Genomic DNA, 17,060 nt, shown 5'->3' with positions numbered 1-17,060 from the left:
CGCCCCTCACCCCATTCCGGCCGCGGTGAGCACCGCCCGCTTGGTGAGCACCCGCGCCAGATGCGCCCGGTACTCGGGCGAGGCCGAGATGTCCTGCGACGGCTGGGTCCCGATCGCCGCCGACTCCGCGGCCCGCGCCACGGCTTCCGGGTCCCCGGCGCCGGTCAGGGCCTCCTCGGTCGCCGTGGCGCGCAGCGGGGTCGTGCCCATGTTGGTCAGTCCGACCCGGGCCGCGGCGATGTGCCCGTCGTCGCGCCGCACCAGAGCGGCCACGCCGACCGTCGCCCAGGACTGGGCGACCCGTTGGAACTTCTCGTAGTGGAAGCCCCAGCCGTCGGCCTTCGGTACTCGTATCTCCACGAGCAACTCGTCCGGTTCCAGGGCCGATTGGAGGTAGTCGACGAAGAACTGCCGGGCGGGGACGGTCCGTCGTCCGCGCGGGCCCTGGGCGACCAGTTCGGCGTCGAGCGCCAGGACCACCGCGGGCAGGTCACCGGCCGGGTCGGCGTGCGCCAGGGAGCCGCCGAGGGTGCCCCGATGACGTACGGCGGGATCCGCGACGGTCGCCGTGGCGGCGGCGAGCAGGCCCGCGTGGCGGCGTACCAGCGGGTCGCGGATCACGTCGTGGTGGGTGGTCATCGCGCCGATGACGAGGGTGTCGCCGTCCTCGCGGACCCCGCGGAGTTCGGGGATGCGGCCGACGTCCACGACCAGTTCGGGGAAGGCGAGGCGGAGCCTGAGCAGGGGCAGCAGGCTCTGTCCGCCGGCCAGTACCTTGGCGTCCTCGCCGGCCCCGGCGAGCGTGCGTACCGCTTCGGCGACGTCGGCCGGACGGGCGTAGTCGAATGCCGGGGGAATCATGCCGAGGCCTCCTCGATGGCTCGCCACACCCGTTCGGGCGTGCAGGGCATCCCTACCTCCGTCACGCCCAGCGGGCGCAGCGCGTCCACGATGGCGTTGACGACGGCGGGCGTGGACGCGATCGTCCCTGCCTCGCCGACTCCCTTGACGCCCAGGGGGTTGGTGGTCGACGGCGTCTCGGTGCGGTCCGTCACGAACTCGGGCAGGTCCGGCGCGGACGGGACGAGGTAGTCGGCCATCGTGCCGGAGACGAGGTTGCCCTGGTCGTCGTAGACCGCCTCCTCGTACAGCGCCTGTGCGATGCCCTGGGCGAGGCCGCCGTGCACCTGGCCCTCGACGATCATCGGGTTGATGACCTTGCCGACGTCGTCGACGCAGACGTAGGAGCGGATGTGGGTCCGTCCCGTCTCGGTGTCGACCTCGACCGCGCACAGGTGGGTGCCGTGCGGGTAGGAGAAGTCGTCCGGGTCGGTGACGTGTCCGGCGTTGATGGTGGGTTCCATGCCGTCGGGCAGGTCGTGCGAGGAGAACGTCTCGAAGGCGAGCTCCTGGAGGGTCTTGCGGGCGTCGGGTGAGCCCTTGACCGAGAAGACGCCGCCGGTGAACTCCAGGTCCTGCTCGCTCGCTTCGAGCAGGTGGGCGGCCACCTTGCGGGCCTTGTCCACCACCTTCCGCGCCGCGTGGTGGATGGCGGTGCCGCCCACCACGAGGGAGCGCGAGCCGTAGGTGTCCATGCCCTGCGGGGCCGCCCTGGTGTCGCCGTGCACGACCTGGACGTCGTCGAACGGCACACCGAGGACGTCGGCGGCGATCTGGCTCCAGCACGTCACATGGCCCTGGCCGTGCGGACTGGTCCCGGTGACCACCTCGACCTTGCCGGTGGGCAGCACCCGGATGCTCGCCGCCTCCCAGCCGCCGGCCGCGTACCGCAGGTCCCGCAGCACCCGGCTCGGCGCGAGCCCGCACATCTCGGTGTAGGTCGACACCCCGATGCCGAGGCGTACGGAGTCTCCCCTGCGGTTGCGGTCCGCCTGTTCGGCGCGGAGCTTGTCGTAGTCGAACAGCGCGAGCGCCTTCTCGGTGGCGGCCTCGTAGTTGCCGCTGTCGTAGGTCAGACCCGCGATCGTCGTGTACGGGAACTCCTCGTGCCCGATCCAGTTCCGGCGCCGCAACTCCACCGGATCCAGGTCGAGTTCGACCGCGAGCTCGTCCATGATGCGTTCGATGGCGTACGTCGCCTCCGGGCGCCCGGCGCCGCGGTAGGCGTCGGTCGGCGTCTTGGTGGTGAAGACGCCGGTGACGTTGAGTTCGTAGGAACCCATCTTGTAGATCCCGGGATACATGAACGCGCCCAGGATCGGGATGCCCGGCGTGACCAGCATCAGGTAGGCGCCCATGTCGACCAGCAGGTCGGCCTTGAGGCCCAGCAGCCTGCCGTCGCGGTTCGCGGCGATCTCGACGTCCTGGATCATGCCGCGGCCGTGGTGGGTCGCGAGGTAGCCCTCGGAGCGGGACTCGGTCCACTTGACCGGGCGTCCGAGGCGGCGGGCGACCGTGAGGGCGATGGCCTCCTCGCCGTACACCTGGAGCTTGGAGCCGAAGCCGCCGCCCACGTCGGGGGCGATCACCCGCAGCTTGTGCTCGGGGACCCCGGTGACCACCGCGAGCATGAGCCGCAGGATGTGCGGGATCTGGGTGGAGGAGTAGAGGGTGTACTCGCCGGAGGCGGCGAGCGGGGTGACGACGACTCCGCGCGGTTCCATGGCGTTGGCGATGAGCCGCTGGTGGACATAGCGGCGCTTGAGGGTGACCTCGGCGCGCCGGCGTACGGCGTCGAAGTCCTCGCCGGTCTTCAGCGGCCAGAGGTAGCTGCGGTTGGTGCCCTTGTCGGAGTGGACCAGGGGAGAGTTCTCGGTGAGCGCGGCCTCCAGGTCCAAAACCGGCGGCAGGGGCGTGTAGTCGACCTCGATCGCTTCGAGGGCGTCGGCGGCCGCGTACCGGTCGCGGGCCACGACGACCGCCACCGGGTCACCGGCGTACCGCACCTCGTCGACGGCGATCGGCGGGTGGTCGGGCAGCACGATGTCCTCGGTCACCGGCCACGCGCAGGGCAGCGATCCCATCCCCTCCGCGAGGTCGCTGCCGCTGAACGCCGCGACGACGCCCGGGCGTTCGAGAGCGGGCGCCACGTCGACACGGTCGATGTGCGCATGGGCCATGGGGCTGCGCAGGATCGCCAGATGGAGCAGTCCGCCCACGTTGATGTTGTCGGTCCAGTTGGTCTGCCCGGTGAGCAGGCGCGCGTCCTCCTTGCGGGGGCGCGAGCGGCCGACCTCGCGCTCTGCGGTCCCGCTCATGTCCGTACCTCCTGTTCGGAGGCGTCGAGCACGGCGCGCACGATGTTCTGGTAGCCGGTGCAGCGGCAGAGGTTGCCCTCCAGGGCGTGGCGCACCTCGTCGGAGGTGGGGTGGGGGTTGTCCCGCAGCAGATCCCGCGCCGCCATGAGCATGCCCGGAGTGCAGTAGCCGCACTGGAGTGCGTGCCGCTCGTGGAAGGCCCGCTGGAGCCCGGTCCACTCGCCGTTCGACGTCAGGCGCTGGACGGTGGTCACTTCGCTCCCGTCCGCCTGGACGGCCAGGACCGAGCAGCTCTTGACGCTCGCACCGTCCAGGTCGACCGTGCAGGCCCCGCAGTTGGAGGTGTCGCAGCCCACGGGGGTGCCGGTCAGGCCCAGCCGGTCACGCAGGTAGTGGATCAGCAGGAGACGGGGTTCGACCTCGTCCTGGTAGTTCGTGCCGTCCACCTTCACCGAGATACGGGTCATGTGCCCTCCCAGGGAACCGTGCGAGGGGATAGCAGGGGGCGGGGGAAATCGGCCACCTGACGTGATGGGCGTCACTCTAGGACCGGCCAGGGGAGGGGGCGAGGGCTGGGACGCGGGTTTGTTGACCGTTAATTCGTTGGCGCCCGGTGCGCGGATCTGCTGCACTGCGAGGGACCGGTAGGCGATCAATGGAGGAGCGCGGTAATGCGAGGAGCACGCATGTCCACCCAAGAAGGAATGACCCCCCTCTTCGAAGGACATGACGCTTCGTGCACTTGCTCAACCTCGGGATCCTCGCCCACGTAGACGCCGGTAAGACCAGCCTCACCGAGCGGCTGCTGCACTCCGTCGGAGTCATCGACGAGATCGGCAGCGTCGACGCCGGCAGCACTCGGACCGACTCGCTCGCGCTGGAGCGCCGGCGCGGCATCACCATCAAGTCCGCCGTCGTCTCGTTCGCGGTCGACGACGTCACCGTCAATCTCATCGACACCCCCGGCCACCCGGACTTCATCGCCGAGGTGGAACGGGTGCTCGGCGTCCTCGACGGCGCCGTGCTGGTGGTCTCGGCCGTCGAGGGCGTCCAGGCGCAGACCCGCGTCCTGATGCGCACCCTCCAGCGGCTGAGCATCCCCACGCTGATCTTCGTCAACAAGATCGACCGTCGCGGTGCGCGGTGCGACGGTGTCCTGCGCGCGCTCTCCAAGCGGCTCACGCCCGCGGTCGTACCCATGGGGCGGGCCCTCGGGCTCGGCACCCGCAAGGCCGCGTTCGCCCCGGGCCGCGTTCCCGTCGACGTCCTCGCGGACCACGACGACGAGCTGCTCGCCGCCTATGTCGAGGGGACCCTCTCCGAGGACCGGGTGCGCGCGGCACTCGTCGCCCGGACCCGCGAGGCCCTCGTCCACCCGGTGTTCTTCGGCTCCGCGGCCACCGGTGCGGGCGTCCCCGAACTCATCGCGGGGATCAAGGAGTTGCTGCCCCGCGCCGACAGTGACCCCGACGGCCCGGTCTCCGGCACCGTCTTCAAGGTCGAGCGGGGCCCGGCGGGGGAGAAGGTCGCCTACGCGCGGATGTTCTCCGGAACGCTGCGCACCCGCGACCGGGTCCCCTTCGGCGACACCCGGACCGGCGACGCCCGCGACGAGGGCCGGGTCACCGCGGTGAGCGTCTTCGACCACGGCACGGACATCCGTGAGGACGCCGTAGCGGCGGGGCGGATCGCGAGAGTCTGGGGTCTGGCCGACGTGCGGATCGGCGACGCGATCGGCGAACCCCGCAAGGCGCACGGGCACTTCTTCGCCCCGCCGACCCTGGAGACCGTGGTCGTACCGGGCCCGGACACGGACCGCAGGGCGCTGCACCTCGCGCTCGGTCAACTCGCCGAACAGGACCCGTTGATCGGACTGCGCCACGACGAGGTACGCCAGGAGACCTCCGTCTCCCTGTACGGGGAGGTCCAGAAGGAGGTCATTCAAGCCACTCTGGCGGAGGAGTTCGGGCTCGCCGTCGGCTTCCGGGAGACCACGCCGCTCTGCATCGAGAGGCCCGCGGGGACGGGGGCCGCCGCCGAGTTCATCAAGAAGGACGCCAACCCGTTCCTCGCGACCGTCGGCCTGCGCGTCGACCCCGCCCCGCCCGGAACCGGCGTCGCCTTCCGGCTGGAGGTGGAGCTGGGTGCCATGCCGTACGCCTTCTTCAAGGCCGTCGAGGACACCGTCCGCGAGACCCTCGGCCAGGGCCTCAACGGCTGGCAGGTCACCGACTGCGCGGTCACGATGACCCACTCCGGCTACTGGCCCCGCCAGAGCCACGCCCACCAGGGCTTCGACAAGAGCATGTCCACCACCGGAGCCGATTTCCGGGGCCTGACACCGCTGGTGCTGACCGAGGCGCTGCGCAGGGCCGGGAGCCAGGTGTACGAGCCGATGCACCGCTTCCGGATCGAGGCCCCGGCCGACACCCTCGGGGCCCTGCTGCCGGTGCTGGCCGCGTTCCAGGCCGTGCCGCAGACCACCGAGACACGCGGGGGGAGCTGCGTCCTGGAGGGTGCGGTGCCGGCGGCCCGCGTGCACGCGCTGGAGCAGCGGCTGCCCGGACTCACGCGGGGAGAGGGCGAGTTGGAGAGCGGGTTCGACCATTACGCGCCCGTCGTGCGCGGTGATGTGCCCAGCCGTCCGCGCACCGATCACAACCCGCTGAACCGCAAGGAGTACCTGTTGAACGTGACGCGCAGAGTGGGGAACTGAGCTGGCTGAGAAAGAACGTGTAAAAAAACCTGAGACTTACTCATGAGTCAGAAGTGTTGACGGTGTCCGGAAACCGCCCGACTGTAGTGAACATGCCGAATATCCGGTTGCGTTTGCTGGCGGTTCTGGTCGTCCTCTTCGGATCCCTGACGGTGGCGGGCGCCGGGCCCGCCACCGCCGCCGTCCCTCATTCCCTCTGGTTCGACGGCACGGCGCTCACCGTGTCGAACGGCCGCTTCGTCGACGGCCAAGGCCGCGAGGTGGTTCTCCGCGGCTACAACGTCTCCGGCGAGACCAAGCTCGACGAGAACCACGGTCTGCCCTTCGCCTCGGTGGCCGACGCCAAGAAGTCGGCGACCGCGCTGAGAGCCCTCGGCGGCGGCAACTCGGTCCGTTTCCTGCTCTCCTGGGCCTACGCCGAGCCGGTGCGGGGCCAGCTGGACACGGCCTACCTGGCCGCCGCCACCGCACAGATGGGCGCCTTCCTGGACGCGGGCATCCGCGTCTACCCCGACTTCCACCAGGACCTCTACTCCCGCTACCTCTTCGACTCGGACAGCTGGTACACGGGCGACGGCGCCCCGCAATGGGCGGTGGACCTCGGCAACTACCCGGACGAGTCCTGCGGGATCTGCTTCCTCTGGGGCCAGAACATCACCCAGAACGGCGCCGTGAAGGCCGCCCAGTACGACTTCTGGCACAACGCCCACGGCCTTCAGGACTCCTTCCTCACCACGGCCCAGAAGACCATGGCCTACATCAAGCAGAACCTGTCCGCGGAGCAGTTCACGGGCGTCCTCGGCTTCGACCCCTACAACGAGCCCTACGCCGGCACCTACGACTCCGGCCAGGCCAGCCGCACCTGGGAACGCGACCTGCTGTGGCCCTTCTACGTGAAGTTCCGGGCCCGGATGGACGCGGCCGGCTGGACGGACAAGCCCGCCTTCGTCGAGCCGAACCTCTTCTGGAACGGCAACGTCAGCAAGGAGGAGGGCGGCCTGCTCGACGCGGGCGCCATCGGCTCCCGGTACGTCTTCAACACCCACTTCTACGACCAGAAGGCCATCTCCGGCGTCCTCATGTGGGGCAACGCCTCGGACGGCCAGTACGTGAGCGACTTCGCCACGGTCCGCGACCGGGCCTCCGCGCTCGGCACCACGGCCATCGTGAGCGAGTTCGGCCACCCCCTGAACGGCTCCACCGCCGGCAAGGCCCCGACCGTCCTCAAGGCGATGTACCAGGCCCTGGACTCCCGGGTGAAGGGCGCCAACTGGTGGACCACGCCCGCCACTTCGGGTCCGGTGCTGTCCGGCTCGCAGTGGCAGTGGGACATCTACAACGGCCGCCACAGCGAGCTCATGAACGGCAACCCCGACAAGGAGCTCACCACCGGGGACGCCTGGAACGACGAGGACCTGTCCGCCGTACGCCTCGACGACTCCGGCAAGGCGGTGCTGCGGCAGGACGCCCGGCTCCTCGATCGCGTCTACCCGAGCGCCACGTCGGGCAGCGCCCTCGCCTTCACCTACGAGGACCGCTCCCGCGACGGTTCCACGACCCTGACCTGGAACCCGGTGCCGAGCAGCCTGCCGAACGTGTCCTCGCTGGTCGGCTCCGGCCAGTACTCCCTGCTGGTGTGGCGCTCGGGCAGCGGCTCGGCACCGACCGAACTGCACCTTCCGGCGTCCTTCCCGAACGCCTCCACCACCGTGGTCTCCGACCTCGGCACGGTGTACGCCCCGCCGGCGTACACCTCGACCACCCCGGTAGGCACGACCGCCGAACCGGGCGGCACCGGAAGCCGCCGTCTCCTGCTCACCGACACCGACAGCGGCACCCTGCACTACGCGCTGGTCACCAACGGGGCCACCTCGCCCTCCGTCACCGTGCTGAACGCGGCCAAGTCCGAGCTGGCGGCCTGGATGGCGTCGAAGTTCGCTTGACCCTCTCCTTACGTCAGGGTTGAGGCTGGACCCTGACGAAAGGGCAGGTGAATGAGCTACTCCGTGAAGCAGGTCGCGTCCTGGGCCGCGGTGACGGTGCGCACGCTCCATCACTACGACCGGACCGGCCTGCTCACGCCCAGCACCCGCAGCCGGGCCGGGTACCGCCTCTACGACGAGACGGACCTGGCCCGGCTCCAGCAGATCCTCTTCTACCGCGAACTCGGCTTCTCCCTCGACGAGATCGCTGCCATCCTCGAAGACCCGCAGGCCAACGCCCTGGATCATCTTCGGGACCGGCAACGGCGGTTGAGCGAGGAGATCGCGCGGCTCCAGCGGCTCTCCGAGGTCGCCGAGCGGGCCATCGAGGTCCAGCGGACCGGCGTGACCCTCACCCCGCAGGAACGCTTCGAGGTCTTCGGCGAGATCGGCTTCGACCTCAGCTACGCCACCGAACGGCAGCTGAAGTGGGGCGACTCGCAGGGGCAGCGCGAGTCGATGGCACGGGCGGCCGCCCACACCAAGGAGGACTGGCGGCGGCTCATGGCGGAGGCCGGGGAGTGGCGCGCACGGCTGCTCGCGGTCTTCGACGCGGGGGAGCCGAGCGACGGCGGGGCGGCCATGGACCTTGCCGAGGAGCACCGTCGGCACATCACCCGCTGGTTCACCGAGTGTCCGCCCGCCATGCACCGGCGGCTCGCGGACGACTTCGTGGCCGATCCGCGCGCCTTCGCCCTCGTCGTCCCGCCGTCGCAGCAACGGCCCGGTCTCGCCGCCTACTTGGGCAAGGCCGTGCACGCCAACGCGGCCCGCAACGACTCCCCGGAGGAAGAGAGATGAGGATCCTGATCGCCGCGGCCGGATCGCGCGGCGACGTGGCGCCGTACACGGGACTCGGCAACGCGCTCCTGAGGGCCGGGCACGAGGTCGCCCTCGCCGCCCCGGACGCCTTCGCGCCTCTGGTGCGGGAGGCGGGGCTGGAATTCCGTGGTCTTCCCGGCCGTGGGGAGAGCGGTGGAGCGGCGACCAAGCGTGAACTGATGCGCACCGCAGCCGAGTTCGTCACCGAGCTCGGCCAGGGATTCGCCGCGGCGATGGACCGGGGGACGGATCTGCTCCTGCTGTCGACGACCACGGCTCCCCTCGGCTGGCATCTGTCCGAGGCCACCGGCACCCCGGCGATCGGCGCGTACCTCGTGCCCGCCGCCCCGACCGGCGACTTCCCGCCCGTGGTCACCGCGGCCCGCTCACTGGGCCGCCCCGGCAACCGTACGGCCGGGCGCTTCGCGCTGCGCATGGCCGACCGTCTCTACGCGGGGGCGGTCGCGGACCTCCGCCGGAGCCTCGGCCTGCCCTCGCTTACGCCGCAGGCGATGCGCCGCCGACAGGAGCAGGCGGACTGGCCCGTCCTGCACGGCTTCAGCACGGCTCTCGTGCCGCGCCCCACCGACTGGCGGCCGGGGCTGGAGGTCGTGGGCACCTGGTGGCCGTACGTCGACGAGGCGCGGCGGCTGACCGCGGAACTGGAGGACTTCCTCGCGGCCGGAGCGCGGCCGGTGTTCATCGGGTTCGGCAGCATGGCGGCCGGGCAGGGGGAGCGGCTCGGCGACATCGCGGTACGGGCCCTGCGGCGGGCAGGGATGCGCGGGATCCTCCAGACCGGCGCCGCCGGACTCGCGGCCGACGGTGACGACGTCCTGACCGTCGGGGACGTGCCGCACGCGCTGCTGTTCCCGCGGGTCGCCGCCGTGGTCCACCACGGCGGAGCGGGCACCTCGGCGGCCGGACTGCGCGCCGGGGTGCCCGCGGTGCCCGTGCCGGTGACGGCGGACCAGCCGTTCTGGGCGGGACGGCTGGCCGCACTCGGGGCCGCCGGCGACCCGGTCCCGTTCAGGTCGCTCACGGCCGAGGCACTCGCCGACGCGCTCGGCCGTGTCGTACGGCAGCAGTCCTACAGCTGTGCGGCCGCGACCGCCGCGCAGGCCATGGCCGCCGAGGACGGGGCGGGCGCGGCGGTCAAGGCCGTGGAACGGGCGGCGGGCTGAGTCTCAGGAGGCCGGGCTCGTCCAGTTCGGCGCGACATGGCCCAGGCGGACGCGCTGGGGGTGGTCGCCGACCGGGACGGACACCGTCTTGCGGCCGGTGGCGAAGTCGATGGCCGTGACCTGGTCGGTGCCGCTCTCGGAGACCACGCAGAGCTTGCCGTCGCCGCTGACCGTGGCCCAGTAGGGCTTGGAGGCGGTGACGAGCGGGCCCTCCTGGAGTGTCGTGCGGTTGACGACGGTCGCGTAGTCGTCCATGGTCCCGGCGATGCACAGCTTGGTGCCGTCGGGGCTCATCGACATGCCGTGGTGGCGGGAGTCGTTGACGAACGTGGTGCGGTCGTCGCTGGTCGCCGGGTTCTTCGGGAGGGTCTTGGTCCGGGTGATCTTGTCGGTGGCGAGGTCGTACTCGAAGAAGCCGTTGAAGAACGACACCTGGAAGTACAGCTTGGACTCGTCCGGGGAGAACACGGCCGGGCGGACCGCGTCGGAGTAGTCCGTGAGACCGATCGCGTCCAGCTTCGGCCGCATGTCGATGACCTTGACCTGCTGGTACGTCGTGGCGTCGACGACCGTGATGCGCCGGTCGCCCTTCGTCCAGTCCAGCCACGCGGCGTCGGTGCTGGTGTTCACGTCACCGATCGCCATGTTGTAGATGTACTTGCCGTCCTTGGTGAAGATGTTCTCGTGCGGCTTGTCGCCGGTGGTGAACTTGCCGAGCTGCTTGCCGGAGTTGATGTCGAGCACGTGCACGGTGTTCGAGGTCGAGGCGGACACCGCCACCCGGGTGCCGTCGGGGGAGACCGCCATGTGGTCCGAGCGGTAACCCGACACGGGGAACCGCCAGTTGATGGCCCCGGTGGACAGGTTGATCGACACCACGTCGGCGAAGCTCGGCCGGGAGACGACGACCGACGCGCCGTCCGGTGTGGTGTACATGTCGTCGACGAACTGGTCGTGGCCCTCGCCGACACCGTTGCGGATCGCCATGAAGTAGATCCACTTGATCGGATCGGCGTTGATCTCCGCCATCCGCGCGTCCTTGTCGGGGATGACGTTGATCCGGCCGATCTTCGCGAGATCGCCCGTGGACCTGAGGACGTCGGCGGTGCCGTCCCAGTTGTTGCCGACGAACAGCACCTCGCGCAGGGCGGCGGCGTCCGCGGCGGTGGCGGCGGTCGCCGGGGCGGTGACGGTCAGGGCGACGGCGGCGGCCAGAGCGCCCAGGTGCCTGGCTCTGAAAGCGGGCATGACGGCTCTCTCCTCTGAGTGGGGTTCATGAGTAGGACATGCCAAGGCGAAGCTCGTGAATCTGAACACAGACGCTTTCAGAATCAACTTACTGAAAAGTAAGGAAGGGGCGCCCTGTCCACAAGACCGCGGACACGATAAAAATTGGCGCGTCGAAGGACGATCAACGGAGGTGACCGTGGCGGGCAGGCTCAAGGCGCCGACCGGCCGCTACGGCGGCAAGACGGCCGAAGAACGGCAGGCACTGCGGCGCGGGCGTTTCCTGGACGCGGCCCTGCAACTGTTCGGCGACACCCCCGGCTACCGCAACACCACGGTCGCCGCGCTCAGCGAGGCCGCGGGCCTGTCGACCCGGCAGTTCTACGAGGAGTTCCGCACCCTCGAGGATGTCCTCGCCGCCCTCCACCTCCAGGTCAACGGCTGGGCCGAAGAGGCGGTCCTGACGGCGGTGGCCGACGCGGAGTCGCTGCCGCTCGCCGAACGGGTGGCGGCCATCTTCCGTGCGTACGCCGCGAACGTCACCGGCGATCCTCGCCGTGTCCGCATCACCTTCGTCGAGATCATCGGCGTCAGCCCGCGTCTGGAGGAACAGCGCCTCGCCCGCCGCGCCGGGTGGATCGACCTGCTGTGTGCCGAGGCGAACGCGGCCGTCGCGCGGGGCGAGGCGGTGCCGCGGGACTATCGGATTCCGGCCGCGGCGTTCATCGGCGCGGTCAACGGGCTGCTCCACGACTGGAGTGCCGGATGGGTGGAGGCGACGTTGGACGAGGTGGTGGAGGAGCTGGTGCGGCAGTTGTTGGCGATCCTGCGGCCGGTCGAGTGGTGAATCCGCTCTGCGGCCGGTCGGGTGGTGCATCCGCGGGCCCGCGGGGGCTGGTCGCGCCCGCGCGGCGGAGCCGCACATGGATGCAGCCCCGCGCCTCCTCGGGGGCGCTGTTCAGCGCGTCAGCCTGTTGACCGCCTCCACCACCGGCCCGACCCCGTCCTCCTCGCGAATCCGCGCCCCCAGCGCCCGCGCCCGCTCCCGGTAGCCGGGATCGCGGGTGACCCGCGTCAGCGCCGAGGCCAGCGTGTCCGTGTTCAGCCCCCGCAGCGGTACCGCACGCGGTGCCACGCCCAGCGCGACCAGCCGGGCCGACCAGAAACCGGCGTCGAACTGGACCGGCACCGGTACGGCGGGTACCCCGGCCCGCAGCCCCGCGGCGGTCGTGCCCGCGCCCGCGTGATGGACGACCGCCGCCATGTGCGGGAAGAGTGCCGAGTGGGCGACCTCGCCGACGGTCAGCATGTCGTCGCCGTCGGCCGCGAGCCCGCCCCAGCCCTGCTGGATCACCCCGCGCAGCCCGGCCCGGCGCAGCGCGCGCACGATGTCGGCGCTGAGCCGCCCGGGGTCCGGGACCGTCGCACTGCCCAGACCCACGAACACCGGAGGTTCGCCCGCGTCGAGGAAGTCCCGCACCTCGGGCGGAAGTTCGCTCTTCACGTCGTACGGCCACCAGTAGCCGGTCACGTCCAGCCCCGCCCGCCAGTCCCGCGGCCGGGCCACCACCAGCGGGCTGAAGCCGTGGTGCACCGGCCACGCCTGCCGCTCCCGGGCCCGCAGTGCCGCCGTGCTGCGGACGCGGGGCATCCCCAGCCGTCCGCGCACCGCCGGGACGGTCGCGGCGAAGACCTGCTCCACGGCCAGGCCCACGCCGTGTCCGGCGAGCCGGTTGCCGGCGGCTCCCCAGGAGCGGCCGCCGAGCAGGGGCGGGCCGAACTCGCGGGTGGGGGCGACGGGTTGGAGGTAGACGCCCATGCTGGGCAGCGACAGACCCTCGGCGACGGTGTGCCCCAGCGGTGCGAGCGAGCCGGACAGCAGCAGCACGTCGCTGCCCCGCGCGGCCGCCAGCACGTCGTCGGCCACCTCCTGGGCCAGGGTCCGCGCCATGCGCACCACCCGGAGCAGCTTCCCGGTGCCCGTCGCACTGTCGTGCAGCGCCCGCCCGCGTGAGGACTCCAGCTCCGCCCGGGGATCGAGCGGCAGGGCATGGAATCCGACCCCGGACCCCGCCACCAACGGCTCGAAGGAGCCGTGCGTGACCAGGGTGACCTCGTGTCCGGCCCGCACGAGGCCGTGCCCCAGTCCGGTGAACGGGGCGACGTCGCCCCGGGATCCCGCCGTCATGATCGCTACGCGCACAACGGCCAGTATGGCGCGGCGGCTTGCGGCGGGGGGTGAACGACCCAAGGGGACCGGCTACTTCACGCCTGTCGCATCCGTTGACTTCCCCCTCCCGTGGCTCTACTTTCGGCGCGCGACACGTTCGAATTGTCGATCCTCGTTCGAAATATCGTCGTCACCCTTGAGTGTTTCCCCGCACGAAGGAGCCGAGCCGCATGTACCCCCCACCGCGTTCCGCACGCCGCCTCAGAGCAGCCGCCGTACGCGCCCTCGTCCTCGCCCTGACCGCCACCGCCGCCCTGCTCTTCGCGCAGCCGGACCAGGCGCGGGCGGCGACCAGCCGTCAGATATCCGTGCCCGCCGCCCCGATGGGCTGGGCCTCCTGGAACAGCTTCGCCGCGAAGATCGACTACAACGTGATCAAGCAGCAGGTCGACGCGTTCGTCGCCTCGGGTCTGCCGGCGGCGGGCTACCAGTACATCAACATCGACGAGGGCTGGTGGCAGGGCACCCGTGACAGCGCCGGCAACATCACCATCGACGAGGCGGAGTGGCCCGGTGGCATGAAGGCCATCGCCGACTACATCCACAGCAAGGGCCTCAAGGCCGGCATCTACACCGACGCCGGCAAGGACGGCTGCGGCTACTACTACCCGACCGGCCGCCCCGCCGCGCCCGGCTCCGGCAGCGAGGGCCACTACGAGCAGGACATGCTCCAGTTCTCGCAGTGGGGCTTCGACTTCGTGAAGGTCGACTGGTGCGGCGGCGACGCCGAGGGCCTCGACGCGAAGACGACGTACCAGGCCATCAGCGACGCGATCACGAAGGCCACGGCCACGACCGGCCGCCCGATGACCCTGTCGCTGTGCAACTGGGGCCGGCAGAACCCGTGGAACTGGGCCCCGGGCCAGGGCGCGATGTGGCGGACCAACGACGACATCATCCTGTACGGCAACAAGCCGTCCATGACCAACCTGCTGACCAACTACGACCGGAACCTGCACCCCACGGCCCAGCACACCGGCTACTACAACGACCCCGACATGCTGATGGTCGGCATGGACGGCTTCACCGCCGCCCAGAACCGCACCCACATGAACCTGTGGGCGATCTCCGGCGCCCCGCTCCTCGCCGGCAACAACCTCGCCACCATGACCACCGAGACCGCGAACATCCTCAAGAACCCCGAGGTCATCGCCGTCGACCAGGACGCGCGCGGCCTCCAGGGCGTCAAGGTCGCCGAGGACACCAGCGGACTGCAGGTGTACGGCAAGGTCCTGTCCGGCGCCGGCAACCGCGCGGTCGTCCTGCTCAACCGCACCTCCACCGCCCAGAACATCACCGTCCGCTGGTCCGACCTCGGCCTGACCAACGCCAACGCGACCGTCCGTGACCTGTGGACGCAGCAGAACATCGGCTCGTACGGCACGAGCTACACCACCGGCGTCCCGGCGGGCGGCTCCGTGATGCTCACGGTCAAGGGCGGCACCGAGGCCGCGAGCAGCACCTACACCGGCACGTCGAGCTTCTCCGGCGTGGTCGCCGGGAGCACCGGCCTGAAGACCGTCGACGTCGCCTACACCAACAACACCTCGGCCGCCCGCAAGGCCACCCTCAAGGTCAACGGCCAGGGCCCGACGGCGATCTCCTTCCCGCCGACCGGTTCGAGCCAGGGCACGATCAGCGTCCAGGTCGCCCTGTCCAAGGGCTCCTCGAACACGCTGACCTTCACCGGCGCCCCGACCCTTGCCGACATCACGGTCAGGCCGCTGCCCGGCGCCAACGGCAGCCTGGTCGTCGGCACCCAGTCGGGCCGCTGCGTCGACATCAACGACAACACCCTCACCAACGGCACCCAGGCCCAGCTCTGGGACTGCAACGGCGGCCAGAACCAGGCCTGGACGTACACCTCCCGCAAGGAACTCGTGGTGTACGGCAACAAGTGCCTGGACGCCTACAACCAAGGCACGGCCAACGGCACCAAGGCCGTGATCTGGGACTGCAACGGCCAGAACAACCAGAAGTGGAACGTCAACACCGACGGCACCCTCACCAATGTCCACTCCGGACTCTGCCTGGACGCCTACAACAACCAGACGGCCAACGGCAGCCAGCTGGTGCTGTGGTCCTGCGGCACCGGTGACAACCAGAAGTGGACGCTGAACTAGCGGAGGCGAACCCCCGCACGGGCGAGGCTGTGTCCGGCACGGCCTCGCCCTCCACCACCCGCAGGCGCGACCCGGTCAGTCGGGGAGGTTCCCCTCGCCGCCGAGGTTCGCGACCATCCGGCGCAGGACATCGACCGTCACGGCGTAGTCGGCCGGGTCGATCCCGTCATGCGTCCGCTCGTGGACCCGCAGGTTGCGCTCCCGGGCACGGACGCGCCCCGCCTCACCCGCCTCGGTCAGCCGCATGCCGTCCGGCTCCTCCCTGAGCCAGCCGCGGGCGACCAGGTCGTCGAAGACGCCGTCGAAGTCGATGCCCTGGTCGTCGTACGGAGTCAGCCGCTCGACGAGCGCCGCGCGGGTCCACCGTCCGGGATCCCCGGCGGCGTGATTGAGCGTCCACCAGTGGGGCTGCGTCAGGTTCTCCACAGCCAGCTGCGCGCGGATTCCTCCCACCACCCGGCGGTACACCTCACCGCTCCACGCCCCGATCGGCTGAGCGGCCAGTTCCTCCTGCGAGTACTCCTTGATCGCCATATGGCGACCGTAGAACCTCGACTTTGCTCGAGGTCAAGGCCGAAGCTGCGGTACGAGACACACCACCAGGACACCGAAGAGCCCGGCACAGCCCAGCAGTCCACTCGCCAGCACTCTGCGCCGCAGCTCGCGGTACTTCGCCTCGTACTCGTCCCGGAGCCTTCCGGCGCGCACCGCGGTGTGCTGCCAGGAGTCGCGGGCGAGGGCGAGGTACTCCGCCTCGAACCGCCGCTCCACCTCGGCCCGTTGGGTGTCCGTGAGCCAGGGCAGGGGTGCGGTGAAGCGCTGGGCGGCCGTGCGGCCCTCCTCGCGGGTGGCGGCGAGCAGCAGATGGCCCTCGACGTCGGCCAGGAACTTGCTCACGGAGCGGTCAACTCCCTCTGCTGCTCGGTGGTGTGGTGCAGGTCGAACGCCGGGGACTCGCTGCGGATCCGCGGCAGGGCGAGGAAGTTGTGCCGCGGGGGCGGGCAGGACGTCGCCCACTCGAGCGAGCGGCCGTAGCCCCACGGGTCGTCGCTCTCGACCTTCTTGCCGTACTTCGCGGTCTTCCACACGTTGTAGAAGAAGGGGAGCAGCGAGGCGCCGAGCACCAACGAGAAGATGCTCGACAGGGTGTTGAGGGGGGTGAGTCCCTCCACCGCGAGATAGTCCGGAATCCGGCGCTGCATACCGTTCACGCCCAGCCAGTGCTGGACCAGGAAGGTGCCGTGGAAGCCGATGAACAGCGTCCAGAAGGTGATCTTGCCGAGGCGCTCGTCGAGCATCCTGCCGGTGAACTTGGGCCACCAGAAGTGGAAGCCGGAGAACATCGCGAAGACGACGGTGCCGAACACCACGTAGTGGAAGTGCGCCACCACGAAATAGGAGTCGGAGACCGCGAAGTCGATCGGTGGCGAGGCGAGCATCACGCCGGTCAGACCACCGAAGACGAAGGTGATCAGGAAGCCGGTGGCCCAGAGCATCGGTGTCTCGAAGGACAGTGAGCCCTTCCACATCGTTCCGATCCAGTTGAAGAACTTCACGC

The 17,060-nt window shown here is 70.4% G+C and carries 14 protein-coding genes; 6 read left to right on the top strand and 8 right to left on the bottom strand.

Translation table 11 applies throughout. The features are described from left to right. Positions 1-6: 6 nt before the first annotated feature. Genes ACIOHP_RS40655 through ACIOHP_RS40645 form a run of 3 tightly spaced genes read right to left on the bottom strand, consistent with a single transcriptional unit; the run spans position 7 to position 3,685 of the window. Positions 7-861 carry an FAD binding domain-containing protein gene (locus ACIOHP_RS40655; protein ID WP_401895358.1) on the bottom strand — a complete coding sequence of 285 codons (855 nt, stop codon included), beginning with the start codon at positions 859-861 and terminating at the stop codon, positions 7-9. Next, entirely contained in the window at positions 858-3,218 is a 2,361-nt protein-coding gene (locus tag ACIOHP_RS40650) for a xanthine dehydrogenase family protein molybdopterin-binding subunit (RefSeq protein ID WP_401895355.1), read from the bottom strand. Before ACIOHP_RS40650 ends, ACIOHP_RS40655 begins: the two co-directional genes overlap by 4 nt. Further along, positions 3,215-3,685 carry a (2Fe-2S)-binding protein gene (locus ACIOHP_RS40645; protein WP_401895353.1) on the bottom strand — a complete coding sequence of 157 codons (471 nt, stop codon included), beginning with the start codon at positions 3,683-3,685 and terminating at the stop codon, positions 3,215-3,217. The genes ACIOHP_RS40650 and ACIOHP_RS40645 overlap by 4 nt, the downstream gene beginning before the upstream one ends. 269 nt (positions 3,686-3,954) lie before the next feature. Here ACIOHP_RS40645 and ACIOHP_RS40640 point away from each other — a divergent pair, with 269 nt between their 5' ends. The 4 genes from ACIOHP_RS40640 to ACIOHP_RS40625 all read left to right on the top strand — a co-directional run bounded on the left by ACIOHP_RS40640 (position 3,955) and on the right by ACIOHP_RS40625 (position 9,922). Beyond that, a complete protein-coding gene (locus ACIOHP_RS40640; RefSeq protein WP_401895350.1) occupies positions 3,955-5,934 on the top strand; it encodes a GTP-binding protein in 1,980 nt (659 codons plus the stop codon). A gap of 92 nt (positions 5,935-6,026) precedes the next feature. After that, complete coding sequence (locus ACIOHP_RS40635) at positions 6,027-7,877, top strand: endoglycosylceramidase (protein WP_401895348.1); 1,851 nt, start codon at positions 6,027-6,029, stop codon at positions 7,875-7,877. Between the two features lie 51 nt (positions 7,878-7,928). Beyond that, complete coding sequence (locus ACIOHP_RS40630; RefSeq protein ID WP_401895347.1) at positions 7,929-8,717, top strand: MerR family transcriptional regulator; 789 nt, start codon at positions 7,929-7,931, stop codon at positions 8,715-8,717. Then, complete coding sequence (locus ACIOHP_RS40625) at positions 8,714-9,922, top strand: glycosyltransferase (RefSeq protein ID WP_401895345.1); 1,209 nt, start codon at positions 8,714-8,716, stop codon at positions 9,920-9,922. Before ACIOHP_RS40630 ends, ACIOHP_RS40625 begins: the two co-directional genes overlap by 4 nt. 3 nt (positions 9,923-9,925) lie before the next feature. On the opposite strand, the gene ACIOHP_RS40620 is transcribed toward ACIOHP_RS40625, so the two are convergent. Next, positions 9,926-11,170 (bottom strand): YncE family protein, encoded by a 1,245-nt coding sequence (locus ACIOHP_RS40620; RefSeq protein ID WP_401895343.1) that lies wholly within the window; start codon positions 11,168-11,170, stop codon positions 9,926-9,928. A 178-nt stretch (positions 11,171-11,348) separates the two neighbouring features. Between ACIOHP_RS40620 and ACIOHP_RS40615 the strand changes: the two genes are divergently transcribed. Continuing rightward, positions 11,349-11,996 carry a TetR/AcrR family transcriptional regulator gene (locus ACIOHP_RS40615; protein ID WP_401895340.1) on the top strand — a complete coding sequence of 216 codons (648 nt, stop codon included), beginning with the start codon at positions 11,349-11,351 and terminating at the stop codon, positions 11,994-11,996. 111 nt (positions 11,997-12,107) lie between these two features. Here the strand turns inward: ACIOHP_RS40615 and ACIOHP_RS40610 are convergent, their stop codons facing one another. Next, positions 12,108-13,337, bottom strand: coding sequence for a glycosyltransferase (locus tag ACIOHP_RS40610; RefSeq protein ID WP_401895610.1), 1,230 nt, complete (start codon positions 13,335-13,337; stop codon positions 12,108-12,110). A gap of 212 nt (positions 13,338-13,549) precedes the next feature. Between ACIOHP_RS40610 and ACIOHP_RS40605 the strand changes: the two genes are divergently transcribed. Next, a complete protein-coding gene (locus tag ACIOHP_RS40605) occupies positions 13,550-15,502 on the top strand; it encodes a ricin-type beta-trefoil lectin domain protein (RefSeq protein ID WP_401895338.1) in 1,953 nt (650 codons plus the stop codon). A gap of 75 nt (positions 15,503-15,577) precedes the next feature. Here the strand turns inward: ACIOHP_RS40605 and ACIOHP_RS40600 are convergent, their stop codons facing one another. The 3 genes from ACIOHP_RS40600 to ACIOHP_RS40590 form a co-directional block, all read right to left on the bottom strand. Then, positions 15,578-16,036, bottom strand: coding sequence for a MarR family transcriptional regulator (locus ACIOHP_RS40600; protein WP_401895336.1), 459 nt, complete (start codon positions 16,034-16,036; stop codon positions 15,578-15,580). A gap of 33 nt (positions 16,037-16,069) precedes the next feature. Continuing rightward, a complete protein-coding gene (locus ACIOHP_RS40595) occupies positions 16,070-16,399 on the bottom strand; it encodes a hypothetical protein (protein ID WP_401895334.1) in 330 nt (109 codons plus the stop codon). Beyond that, positions 16,396-17,060: cbb3-type cytochrome c oxidase subunit I (locus tag ACIOHP_RS40590; RefSeq protein ID WP_401895332.1), on the bottom strand; the 665-nt coding region annotated here is incomplete at its 5' end. The genes ACIOHP_RS40590 and ACIOHP_RS40595, both read right to left, overlap by 4 nt.

The sequence above is a fragment of the Streptomyces sp. NPDC087859 genome (assembly GCF_044742595.1).
GTDB classification, from domain to species: Bacteria; Actinomycetota; Actinomycetes; order Streptomycetales; family Streptomycetaceae; genus Streptomyces; species Streptomyces canus_F.
The sequence above is the reverse complement of the archived record's forward strand: the minus strand, read 5'-3'. Positions and strand labels throughout refer to the sequence as shown.